An 11,526-nucleotide genomic window follows, 5' to 3' on the forward strand; every position below is an offset into this window, starting at 1 on the left:
GCGGGCAGTCTAACAAAATCAGAGGTGAAGGCAGTAGATTCCGATGTAGCCAAAGGTGGCTGTCGTTCATGGTATTTGTCATGGCACCCTTGGTATGATCGATTTTATAGTATTGAATTTAAATGACTTTTTTCTTCTATTTATAATAGAGTGGGAGTGAGGGAGCCGGTCGGTCCAGGGCACTGGCCACTGCGCGTCCGCGCTCGCCGACGCTCCCCAAGGCTCGCCAGGGACTGATCGCACCCGCCATCCGCGCGATCCCACTCTCCTGACCCCGGCCGCGCCGGGCCCGCAAAAGCCGGACCCTCCCGTACGTTCCTCCCGTGCGATCCGGACCTGCCGGCTCGTCATCACGGAAACTTGTCCGGCGCCGACCAGGAAGCCCGTACACCCTTGATAACGGTGCCTCCATGGCGAGGCACGCCCGACCAGGGGCTTGCACACATGGCCAACCCGAACGCCGTCGTCACCCATGTCCTGCCGTTTCCGGTCGACCGGCGCGCGCCTGCCGGGGCGGCCGAGGGACAGCCGCCCTTCGAGATCGCGCTGGCGGACGGCCGCCGCGTGCGGCTGGATCCCGCCGATCCGCGCTCGGGACCGCGCCTTGGCCTGCTCCTGGACCTGGGCGAGCGCGGCATTCCGGTGTACCTGGAGATCGACCCCGGGCAGGGCCTGGTCACCCGCGTGCTGATTCCCCTGCTGGTCCGGGTCGTCGACCTGCGGCCTGGGGCCGATGGCGCCCTCGAGATCGGGCTGCATCCCTCCCACGCCCGCCATCGGCTGGCCGCCGGCCACCCTGACCGCGAGGAACTCACCCGGGCGCTGCGTAGCGCGCAGCGCAGCGGCGAACTCGTCGCCGTCACCCGGGACGACGACGGCGTCCTGGTCGACGTGCGCGCCTTCCGCCCTTCGCCGGACGGGCCGGACCTGCCCCTCCCCGGGTTGCCGGTGCCCACCAGGTTCGACTGGCGCCACCCGCTGCGCAGCCTCCGCGACCTGCTGGCGCGGCTGTGGTACTGGCGCTGGTGGCCCTGGTGGTGGTGCTGGTGGTGGCGCTGCGTGACACCGGCCCGCGCGCAGCAGCTCTTCGACGCCATGAAGGCGACCAGTTGCCCACCCCTGACCGTGCCGGCGCCCTGCATACCGTTCCTGTATCCGGAAGATGGTTGCTGGGCGCGCGCCCACGAGATGCGTCGCTTGATGCTGGCGCTGGGCCATGTTTCCAGAAAGATCTGGATCCATGGCGCGCTGCGCACCCCGACCCGGAACAGCCCCAACTGCGAGGTGTACTGGGGGTGGCACGTGGCGCCGACCCTGTGCGTGCGCCACTGGCTGCTGTTCGCGCGCCGCCTGGTGATCGATCCGTCCCTGTTCGACACGCCGGTGACCCGGGCCGTCTGGAAGGGCATCCAGGGCGACGCCTCGGCCACTCTCACCGATACCAACGGCTCGCTGTACATGTTCCCGGGCACCACAGATTCGGACCACAGCGGCACCAGCTACTACCTGGCCTACTACCGGGCGCAGCTGCAGAACCGAGCGATCAGCCAGGGTCCGCCACCCTACGCGCACTGCCCGTGATCGCCGCGCGATCCGGCGCGAGACGGGGTCCTGCCTGAGGCGTCCGGCGTCATCGACCCGCCGGGGGCGCGCTGCCGACAGGGTCGACCGTCATCGTCCGGTAGAATCAAAGGCGGTGGCCGGTCGCGGACGCTCGGCCCGCCGCCACCCGCCATGACCCCGGTCGGTGCACGGTCTGATCGAATCCGTTCGAAGAAGTGCGAACCGACGGCGCCCAGGACCACGCCCCGATGCCTGAGCAGACCCAACCCGTCCCGCCCGGCGACGCCGACCGGATGCGCCGCGCGCTGGCACTGGCGTCCCGCGCCGAGGCGGAGGGCGAAGTGCCGGTGGGCGCGCTGGTGGTTGCCGCCGACGGCACGGTGCTCGGCGAGGCCTGGAACCGTCCTATCGCCAGCCACGACGCCACCGCCCATGCCGAGATCGGCGCCCTGCGCGCCGCAGGCTCTGCCGCCGGCAACTACCGGCTGCCGGGGGCGACGCTCTTCGTGACGCTGGAACCCTGCGTCATGTGCGCCGGCGCCATCATCCATGCCCGGATCGCCCGGGTGGTGTTCGGCGCTGCGGATCCGAAGACGGGCGCCGCCGGAAGCGTTTTCGACACCCTGGTCAGCCCGTTGCACAACCATGTCGTCGAGGTGCGCGGCGGCGTGCTTGCCGACGAGTGCGGCGAGCTGCTCAGACGCTTCTTTCGCGCCCGGCGCTGAGATCTCGCCTGGGGAATCCGCGCGGCAACGGCGGGGCAGGGGCCTCAGACCTCGCGCGGCGGCGCGTCGTGGACGCGCGGCTCGATGACACGCTCGATGGCCATCGCGAGATAACGGCGGGCATGCACGGTGGGCTGCCGGCGCAGCACCGCCTCGGCGCGCTGGCCATCGCTCTCCTCGGGCGTGTAAACGAACACGAAGGCACCGCCCTTGCGGGCCAGCTCGAGGTCCTGGTCGATGAAATAGGTCTCGGTGCCGATGAACTCCGCGATCGAAGCCTTGATGCGGTCGAACAGACCCGCGTCTTCCTGGGCTTCCAGTTCCTCGACCAGGAACGTGCCGGAGACGGAGCGCACATCGCTGGCCTCGAAACCCGCTGCAACGAGTTCACGCGCAGCGGCGTCGGCAGCGTCCATGCCGGCAAACCCGGCCAGGGTGTAGTGCTTGGGATAGAACATCCCGAACGACGAGTCGCCGTCCTTGAACCACGACCAGCGTCTGTTGTTCTCGTTGTTGCCCATGGCAGCCTCCAGAAACGTGCATCGGGAGGTTCAGGCTGCCACCGCCAGGCTGAAGGGCACTTGCATGGGTGGCCTCTCCACGCGCGCTTCACGCGGCCTTGCCGAAGCCATCACGTTGCCGGATCAGGCGCTCTCGCGCTGCCGGCGCTGGCCTCGATTTCCTGATTGAGCGCGCGCACCGCCAGCCCGGCCTCACGGGACAGGTACAGGCATGCCGACAGGACCAGCAGGACGCCGCACACGGCCAGCACCGTCGGCAAGTGCACCAGGCGATGGTCGAGCACGGTGTCGGCGGCAACCGCCAGGCTTGTGCCTACGAAGGCGGCCAGCGCCAGATAAAGCAGACGGCAGGCGCGCAGGATCAAGCTGCAGCGCCGTCGCTGCAGCGCAACGCGGGCGGCCGGCAGGTCGGCGGCGCCTTGGTCGGCCATCAGCGTGCGCAGGCGGTCGACCACCCGCGCAAGCCGGTTGTTGGCCGACTGCAGCAACGAGGCGCTGGCGGTCATGAACAGGGCGGGCGCCAGCATCGCCAGCAGGATGCCGTAGTGGCCGCCCGGATCAGCGCCGAACACCGGACGCTCGGTGCGATGGACTGCGGGCTATCATTGCGCTCCCTTCCTGCGTTGGCTGCGGCGACCCGATGAAGCATAGCGACAACCTGGTCTGGCTGGACCTGGAAATGACCGGGCTGGAGCCGGAGCGCGACACCATCCTGGAGATCGCCACCCTGGTCACCGACAAGGATCTGCAGGTGCTGGCCGAAGGCCCGGTGCACGCGATCCGCCAGAGCCCGCGGCGCCTGGAGCTGATGGACGACTGGAACCGCAACCAGCACCAGCGCTCCGGCCTGTGGCAGCGGGTCGTTGAATCGCAGTCGGACATGGCGCGCGCCGAGGCCGACACCCTGGCCTTCCTGGCGCAGTGGACGGTGCCCGGAAAGTCGCCGCTGTGCGGCAACAGCATCGGCCACGACCGGCGCTTCCTGGCCAGGCACATGCCGGCGCTGGAGCGCTGGCTGCACTACCGCAACCTGGACGTGTCCACGGTGAAGGAACTGGCGCGTCGGTGGGCACCGGAGGTCGCCGAGTCGGCGCGCAAGGAGTCGGCGCACACCGCGCTTGCCGACATCCGCGATTCGGTCGCGGAGCTGCGCCACTACCGCAGGCACATGGCGGCCCTGGCACAGCCCTGAGCCGTGGACACTCCGGGTCCGCGGGTGATCCGCGCGCCGCAAGGACCCCGGCCATGGGGAGGGGTGCCCGCCACCACCGGCAAGCCCGGTCCGGCGATCCCGAGCCCCGTCGGTCGATGCCGGTCATGACCGGCCCCGGCGCGCAAGGGCCCGCACGCGCTCAGTTCGCGCGGCGGGCCAGGCGCAGCCAGGTGTCGACCACGGTGTCGGGATTCAGCGACACCGATTCGATGCCCTGGTCCATCAGCCAGTCGGCGAGATCGGGGTGGTCGGACGGGCCCTGGCCGCAGATGCCTATGTACTTGCCGCGCGCCTTGCAGGCCTTGATCGCCATCGACAGCAGGGCCTTGACCGCCTCGTCGCGTTCGTCGAACAGGTGGGCGATCAGGCCGGAATCGCGGTCCAGGCCGAGGGTGAGCTGGGTCAGGTCGTTGGAGCCGATCGAGAAGCCGTCGAACAGGTCGAGGAAGCGGTCGGCGAGCAGGGCGTTGCTGGGCACCTCGCACATCATGATCAGCTTCAGGCCGTTCTCGCCCCGGCGCAGGCCGTTCGCCGCCATCACTTCGATCACCGCCTCGGCCTCGGCGACGGTGCGTACGAAGGGAATCATCACCCAGGCGTTGGTCAGGCCCATCTCGTCGCGGACCCGGCGCATCGCCTGGCATTCCAGGGCGAAGCAGGCGCGGAAGCTGTCGTCCACGTAGCGGCTGGCGCCGCGGAACCCGATCATCGGGTTCTCCTCGTGCGGCTCGTAGCGGTCGCCGCCGACCAGGCCGGCGTACTCGTTGGACTTGAAGTCGGACAGGCGGACGATCACCGGATGCGGCGCGAACGCCGCGGTCAGCGTGGCGATGCCCTCCTTCAGGCGGTCGACGTAGAACTCGACGGGGTCGTCGTAGCCGGCCATGCGCTCGACGATGCGCGCGCGCGTCTCCGGCGTCTGCTGGTCGAACTCCAGCAGGGCCCGGGGGTGCACGCCGATCTGCCGCTCGATGATGAATTCCAGACGCGCCAGTCCGATGCCGCGGTGCGGAAGCATCGCGAAATCGAAGGCGCGCTCGGGATTGCCGACGTTCATCATGATCTTGAGCGGCGGCTCCGGCATCGAGCCGACCTCGGCCTCGGTGCGCTGGAAGGGCACGATGCCGGCGTAGATGACGCCGGTGTCGCCTTCCGCGCAGGAGACCGTGACCTCGCTGCCATCGGCGATCGCGCGGGTCGCGTCGCCGCAGCCGACCACGGCGGGAATGCCCAGCTCGCGGGCGATGATCGCGGCATGGCAGGTGCGGCCGCCGCGGTTGGTGACGATCGCGGCGGCGCGCTTCATGATCGGCTCCCAGTCGGGATCGGTCATGTCGGTGACCAGCACGTCGCCGGCCTGCACGCGGTTCATCTCGGCGATCGACTTGACCACGCGCGCCACGCCCTGGCCGATCCGCTGGCCGATCGCGCGGCCCTCGCAGACCCGCTCGCCGGCGCCGTCGAGGTGGTAGCGTTCGATGGTGGTGGCGCGGGCGCGCGACTTCACGGTCTCGGGCCGCGCCTGGACGATGAACAGCTGGCCGGTCACGCCGTCCTTGGCCCATTCGACGTCCATCGGCCGGTCGTAGTGGGCCTCGATGGTCATCGCCATGCGCGCCAGCGCCTCGATCTCGGCGTTGTCCAGGCAATAGCGGTTGCGGTCCGCCTCCGGGACCGGCTCCACCGCGACCCGCGCCGCGGCGCCGGCCGGCGCATGCACCATGCGCTGCTGCTTGCTGCCCAGGGTGCGGCGCAGGATCGCCGGGCGGCCGGCGGCGAGGGTCGGCTTGTGCACGAAGAACTCGTCGGGGTTGACCGCGCCCTGCACGACCAGCTCGCCCAGCCCCCAGCTGCCGGTGATGAACACCACGTCGCGGAAGCCCGATTCGGTGTCCAGGGTGAACAGGACGCCGGAGCAGGCCAGGTCGGAGCGGACCATCTGCTGGATGCCGGCGGACAGGAACACGTCCTCGTGCCGGAAGCCGTGGTGGACGCGATAGGCGATCGCGCGGTCGTTGTACAGGGAGGCGAACACCTCCTTGACCCGGGTCACGACGGCGTCCTCGCCGACCACGTTCAGGAAGGTCTCCTGCTGGCCGGCGAAGGAAGCGTCCGGCAGGTCCTCGGCGGTCGCCGAAGAGCGCACCGCCACGGCGACCTCGGTGCCGGCCTCGGCGCACATGCGCCGGTAACCCTCCCTGATCGCGGTGTCGAGCTCGGCGGGCAGGGGCGAGGCCACCACGAACTCGCGGATCTCCCGGCCCACCCGCATCAGGGCGTCGACGTCGTCGACATCCAGCGGCGCCAGCAGATCGGCGATCCGCTGCTCCAGGCGGGAATCGGCCAGGAAGCGCTGGAAGGCATGGGCGGTGGTGGCGAACCCGCCGGGCACCGCCACGCCGGCCTGCGCCAGGTGACCGATCATCTCGCCCAGGGAGGCGTTCTTGCCGCCCACCTGCGGCAGGTCGGACAGGCGCAGTCGATCCAGCCACAGAATCAGCTCGGACAAGGCGGGTTCTCCTCGGGAAGGCGGTGGGGCAGGGCGGGCGCGGGGGCGCAGCCGCGTATGATGAGGCCCGGCCGGCCCGCGGGCAAGGAAGCCGGTCCCGCCGCGCAGCCACGGGAGAGCTCATGAAGCGCAGGGTATTCTTCGTTTCCGATGGCACCGGCATCACCGCCGAGACCATCGGCAACGCCATCCTCACGCAGTTCTCGAACGTCGAGTTCGACACTTTCCGGCTGCCGTTCGTCGACACCGTCGAGCAGGCCCATAAGGCGGTGGCGCGGATCGCCGACCGCGGCGCCAGCGGTGCCGGCCGGCCGGTGGTGGTCAGCTCGGTGGTCGATGCGCAGGTCCGGGAGGTGCTGGCCGGCGCCGACGCCTTCGTGCTCGACGTGTTCGCGCCGTTCATCGCGCCGCTGGAGGTAGAGTTGGGAACGCAGCGCTCGCCGCGGGTGGGCCAGGCCCACGGCCTGGTCGACTACGACCAGTACGAGGCGCGGATCAACGCCACCAACTACGCGCTCAGCCACGACGACGGCATCGACCTCACCTACGACGATGCCGACGTGATCCTGGTCGGAGTGTCGCGCTCGGGCAAGACGCCGACCTGCCTGTATCTGGCCCTGCACTACGGCATCAAGGCCGCCAACTATCCGCTGATCCAGGAGGATCTGGAGCGCCAGGAATTGCCGCGCCGGCTGCTGCCCCACCGCAAGCGTCTGTTCGGCCTGACCATCGATCCGGCGCGCCTGGCCCAGGTCCGCGAGACGCGCCGGCCCGGCAGCCAGTACGCGCGCCTGGAGCAGTGCCGCTGGGAGGTCGCCGCCGCCGAGAAACTGCTGCGCGCCGAGCGGCTGCCGGTGGTCAGCACCACGCATTCCTCGATCGAGGAGATCGCCAGCAAGATCCTGAACACGCTGGGCATCGACCGTCACATGTTCTGACCGCCACCGGACAGGACGGTCGCCGCAGGCGCAGGTCGCGCCGCCGCGGACACCTGCTCGTCCGGTCCCCGCCAGCGTGCGTAGAATCCCGAATACCGGGGCCGATCGCGCCCCCAGGACAGTTCGCACGATGCGCAATCCCCTGCAGGAGCAGTTGCTCAAGGCCGGCCTGGTCAAGAAGGGCCAGGTCGCCCAGGTCGAGCGCGAGCAGGCCCGGCGAAGGCAGGGCAAGGCGCCCTCCGCTCCGGACCCGGCCCAGGTCGCCGCCCGCCGACTGCAGGCCGAAAAGGCCGAGCGCGACCGCGCCCTGGCTGCCGAGCGCAACGCCCAGGCGCGACAGGCCGAGCTGCGCGCGCAGGCCGGCCAGATCGTCGCCACGAACCGGGTCGCCGGCAATGGTGACAGCGCCTACCATTTCGCCGACGGCGGCGTGATCCGTTCCCTGACGGTGGACACCGCGCAGCGCGGACAGCTCGCCCGCGGCGCCCTGGTGATCGTCCGCGACGGCGATGGCCATGCCCTGCTTCCGCGCGCGGCAGCCGACCGGGTGCGCGAGCGCGATGCGGGGCTGCTCGTGGTCGACCACGGCCAGGCGGATGCCAGCGCGGACGAGCCCGAGGTGGACGATCACTATCGCCGCTTCCAGGTGCCCGACGACCTGGTCTGGTGACGGCCGCCGCCGCACCGCCCCGACCCCCGAGGATCCGCGGGACGAAGCCCGGAACAGGCTATGCTCGTGCCATGCGACCGCCCCTGACCGCTGCCGCCCTCAAGCCTCGCCGCCTGGCCTGGCTGATGGAACTGTACGAGGACAACCACGCCCGGCTGGAGCGGCTGTTCCAGGTGTCGCGGCTGGTCCCCGACCGCTACCTGTCCAGCGTCGGCGATGGCATGGATCTTCAGCTCGATCTGCTGCAGCGGCACCGGCACACCACCGACCTGCGACTGAGCTACGACCTGCTGGATCCCGCGACCGGTCTGGCAACGCCGTCGGCGGTGCTGCGCATCTACGAGGACGCGCGCCTGGCGGAAGCCACCCACTGCCTGCCGGGCCGGCAGATGATCGACGTGCTGGGGCCGTTTCCAGCGCCGGGGGCGGTTGTCGACCACCGACTGCGCATGAACTCCTTCCTCAGTCGCTGGCTCGACTACCTGGGCGAGCACGGTCACAGCTGGCACACCCTGACCCTGGCCGATCGCGCCTGAGGGCAGGCGACGGCGCCTGCGCGCCCAAAGGGTATCCGGAGAGGGTGCGGCGCCCTGTGCCGAGATGCCTGTGGACAGTCTCTTTCGCCTTGCTCTGGCCTGGACATTTCATGAGACCGCCACTGCGGCCGCCGGTCTTCGCGCCGTGGCACGGTCTGCTCCCGTTGGCCAGGTCGACGTAGCGTCGGCTGCGCCTTCGCCGTCCAACGGTCCGCTGCCCGCACCACGGCGCGATCTCGACGGCCTCGCTACGCGTCCTCATGAAGTGTCCGGGGTGATTCTGCCCGCACGTGCGGGGGTGCCGATCCTGGTGGCGGCCATCCAGCACCGGGCGGGCCGGGCCGGCATCGTGCCCGGCCGCCCCTCCTGAAGCCCCAACGCAATCAGTGCCGTCGCTCAGAGAGGTAAATACTTGAGATTAATGGTGTATCTGAATGATTTGACAGAACTAGTCCGTGTGTGCAAGACGCAGCCTGGTCGTCGGCCCAACGAAAATTCGTGTTGACGGCCTGTTCCGGGCGCGGCTATGCTGCGCGTCCCTCGTGGGGCCATAGCTCAGCTGGGAGAGCGCTACAATGGCATTGTAGAGGTCGACGGTTCGATCCCGTCTGGCTCCACCACGTTACATTTCAAGGTCTTAGCTCCTCGTTAGCGAATATTTCGCTTGCGTCCCCATCGTCTAGAGGCCCAGGACACCACCCTTTCACGGTGGATACAGGGGTTCGAATCCCCTTGGGGACGCCAATTTTTGCAGGTCTCTTCTGAGGAAACCCCTGCAAGCCCTTGAGTTGAAAGCTCTTCGATAGCGGCCCGGGCCTTCCAGCCCGGGCCGTTTTCGTTGGCCGCGCACCGCCGGGCTGCGGCACAATCCGGCTGCCACCGCCCAGGATGCCCCGGATTCCCATGCCACCGAGCCACGCATGCCAGATCTGAGCGCGGCACCCCGCCCACGGCCGATCTGGCAACCACGCGAACAGGACGCGGAGGTCTTCGACCTCGCACTGTCCGACGGCCACTCGCCTTTTCTCGCCGGCATCCTGGCCGGGCGTATCCGCAGCAGCGACGGCGGCCTGTCGGGCCTGGCCGGTCGCCTGGCCGATATTCCGCCACCGGCGCTGTTGCCCGACGTGGACCCGGCCTGCGATCGCCTGGCACGCGCCCTGGCCGACCGGGAGCACATCGTCCTGGCAACCGACCACGACGTCGACGGCGTCACCAGCCATGCGGTGCTCTGGAGCGCCCTGGTTCGGCACTTCGGACATCCGCCGGCACGGCTGCACACGGTGATCAGCCACCGGGTCCGCGAGGGCTACGGCCTCAGCTCGGCACTCAGCGCGCGGATCCGCGCGCTGCCGGTACCGGTCGGCCTGGTGCTGACGGCCGACCAGGGCAGCTGCGATGGCGAGCGGATCGCCGAGCTTGCCGGGCAGGGCATCGACACCGTGGTCACCGACCACCATCAGGTGGCGGGCAGGGGGCCGGCCGCCGCCGTCGCCTGCGTGAATCCGCAGCGGGCGGACAGTCGCTACCCGGACCGGGCGATCGCCGGCTGCATGGTGGCCTGGCTGCTGATGTGCGCGCTGCGACGGCACCTGATCGCCCTGGGTCGGCTGCCGGAGGCCGCGCCGCGACTCGGCGACCTGCTCGATTTCGTCGCCCTGGGCACGGTGGCCGATGCCGTGTCTCTGGGCAGCAGCGCCAGCAACCGGGCCGTGGTCCAAGCCGGCCTGCAGCGCATGAACCAGCTGTCCCGGCCAGCCTGGCAGGCATTCGCGCAGGTACGCCCCGGCCCCTGGCAGGCCACCGACCTGGCGTTCGGGCTGGGCCCGCTGATCAATGCCGGCAGCCGGGTGGCCGACGTGATGCCCGGTGTGCGCGCGCTGACCGCCACGGACCTTGGCCAGGCCAGCGCCGAGGTGGAGCGCCTGGTCGCCGCCAACGCGGCGCGGCGCGCCGTCGAGCAGGACCTGACGCGGCAGGCTCTGGCGACCTGGCAGACCACCGCACGGCCGGAGGATGCCGCGGTGTGCGTGGCCTTCGACGAAGGCAATGCAGGGGTCCATGGCATCGTCGCGTCGCGTCTGGTCGAGCACAGCGGCTGGCCGGCGCTGTGCCTGTCGCCACGGGCCGGCCAGCCGGACCTGCTGACCGGCTCGCTGCGCACCGTCGCCGACCAGTGGGGCGGCGCCCTTGTCGACATCCACGCCGCCCTGGCCGATGTCGATGCCCGCCATCCCGGTCTGCTGCTGACCTGGGGCGGCCACGCCGCGGCTGGAGGGCTCAGCGTCGAGGCGGCGCAGCTGGCCACGCTGCGCACGGCCTGGCAAGCGGCCGTGCGGGCACAACGCCCGCCGCAACCGCCGCGGCGCTGGTTCGACACAGCGCCCCCGGAGCCGCTGTCCGCCACGCATCTGACGGCACTCGATGGCTTGCAACCGTTCGGCCGTGGCTTCGATGCGCCGGTCCTGGCGCTGGACTGCCAGGTCACCGGCAGCCGCCCCCTGGGCGACGGCAGCCATCGTCGCCTCAACCTGTCCGGCGCCGGCGAGGCCACCGAAGCGGTCTGGTTCCGTGCCGACCCCGAGACTCTGCCGGGCACCGGGGCCCGTAGCCGGCTCTATGTCAGCCTGCACCCGCCGACGCGCTGGACCCGGGGCGGATTCGACCTGCATGTCCATGGTCTGGAACGGCTGAGCTGATCGTGCGCCGGGCGGGCTGTCGAGAACCCCCGGGCGGGTTGCAGCAATCCAGGACCGCACGGCGATGCACCCGGGCCGGCGCTGAACCGGCGTCGGATCGGTGACCTGCAGCGCAGCCTGAACCGCCGCCCATCATTGCGGAAACCTGGGCC

Annotated in this window: 10 protein-coding genes and 2 tRNA genes; 9 read left to right on the forward strand and 3 right to left on the reverse strand. The window is 70.1% G+C overall.

Annotation, left to right across the window (positions count from 1 at the left end):
* Positions 1 to 444 precede the first annotated feature (444 nt).
* Together KF823_01675 and tadA are read left to right on the forward strand one after the other, a co-directional pair.
* Positions 445 to 1,581: a hypothetical protein gene (locus KF823_01675; protein MBX3724612.1), complete on the forward strand. Its 1,137-nt coding sequence runs from the start codon at positions 445 to 447 to the stop codon at positions 1,579 to 1,581.
* A 230-nt stretch (positions 1,582 to 1,811) separates the two neighbouring features.
* Positions 1,812 to 2,288 (forward strand): tRNA adenosine(34) deaminase TadA, encoded by a 477-nt coding sequence (gene tadA / locus KF823_01680; GenBank protein ID MBX3724613.1) that lies wholly within the window; start codon positions 1,812 to 1,814, stop codon positions 2,286 to 2,288.
* Positions 2,289 to 2,332: 44 nt separating this feature from the next.
* Here the strand turns inward: tadA and KF823_01685 are convergent, their stop codons facing one another.
* Together KF823_01685 and KF823_01690 are read right to left on the reverse strand one after the other, a co-directional pair.
* The gene (locus tag KF823_01685; GenBank protein MBX3724614.1) at positions 2,333 to 2,809 is read right to left on the reverse strand and encodes a hypothetical protein; all 477 of its coding nucleotides are present in this window, start codon (positions 2,807 to 2,809) and stop codon (positions 2,333 to 2,335) included.
* A gap of 110 nt (positions 2,810 to 2,919) precedes the next feature.
* Positions 2,920 to 3,336 (reverse strand): DUF2721 domain-containing protein, encoded by a 417-nt coding sequence (locus KF823_01690; protein MBX3724615.1) that lies wholly within the window; start codon positions 3,334 to 3,336, stop codon positions 2,920 to 2,922.
* 113 nt (positions 3,337 to 3,449) lie between these two features.
* Between KF823_01690 and orn the strand changes: the two genes are divergently transcribed.
* Positions 3,450 to 4,001: an oligoribonuclease gene (gene orn / locus KF823_01695; protein MBX3724616.1), complete on the forward strand. Its 552-nt coding sequence runs from the start codon at positions 3,450 to 3,452 to the stop codon at positions 3,999 to 4,001.
* 160 nt (positions 4,002 to 4,161) lie between these two features.
* Here the strand turns inward: orn and ppsA are convergent, their stop codons facing one another.
* Positions 4,162 to 6,531: a phosphoenolpyruvate synthase gene (gene ppsA, locus KF823_01700; GenBank protein MBX3724617.1), complete on the reverse strand. Its 2,370-nt coding sequence runs from the start codon at positions 6,529 to 6,531 to the stop codon at positions 4,162 to 4,164.
* A 122-nt stretch (positions 6,532 to 6,653) separates the two neighbouring features.
* Between ppsA and KF823_01705 the strand changes: the two genes are divergently transcribed.
* The 6 genes from KF823_01705 to KF823_01730 all read left to right on the forward strand — a co-directional run bounded on the left by KF823_01705 (position 6,654) and on the right by KF823_01730 (position 11,374).
* Positions 6,654 to 7,469: a kinase/pyrophosphorylase gene (locus KF823_01705; protein ID MBX3724618.1), complete on the forward strand. Its 816-nt coding sequence runs from the start codon at positions 6,654 to 6,656 to the stop codon at positions 7,467 to 7,469.
* Positions 7,470 to 7,599: 130 nt separating this feature from the next.
* Positions 7,600 to 8,139: a DUF2058 domain-containing protein gene (locus KF823_01710; GenBank protein ID MBX3724619.1), complete on the forward strand. Its 540-nt coding sequence runs from the start codon at positions 7,600 to 7,602 to the stop codon at positions 8,137 to 8,139.
* Positions 8,140 to 8,210: 71 nt separating this feature from the next.
* On the forward strand, positions 8,211 to 8,675 hold the full coding sequence (locus KF823_01715; protein MBX3724620.1) for a DUF1249 domain-containing protein: 465 nt from the start codon (positions 8,211 to 8,213) through the stop codon (positions 8,673 to 8,675).
* A gap of 544 nt (positions 8,676 to 9,219) precedes the next feature.
* Positions 9,220 to 9,295: transfer RNA gene (locus KF823_01720), tRNA-Ala, on the forward strand.
* A gap of 48 nt (positions 9,296 to 9,343) precedes the next feature.
* Positions 9,344 to 9,419: transfer RNA gene (locus KF823_01725), tRNA-Glu, on the forward strand.
* Between the two features lie 176 nt (positions 9,420 to 9,595).
* Positions 9,596 to 11,374 (forward strand): hypothetical protein, encoded by a 1,779-nt coding sequence (locus tag KF823_01730; protein MBX3724621.1) that lies wholly within the window; start codon positions 9,596 to 9,598, stop codon positions 11,372 to 11,374.
* Positions 11,375 to 11,526 lie beyond the last annotated feature (152 nt).

The organism is Lysobacterales bacterium, assembly GCA_019634735.1.
Taxonomy (GTDB): Bacteria; Pseudomonadota; Gammaproteobacteria; order Xanthomonadales; family UBA2363; genus Pseudofulvimonas.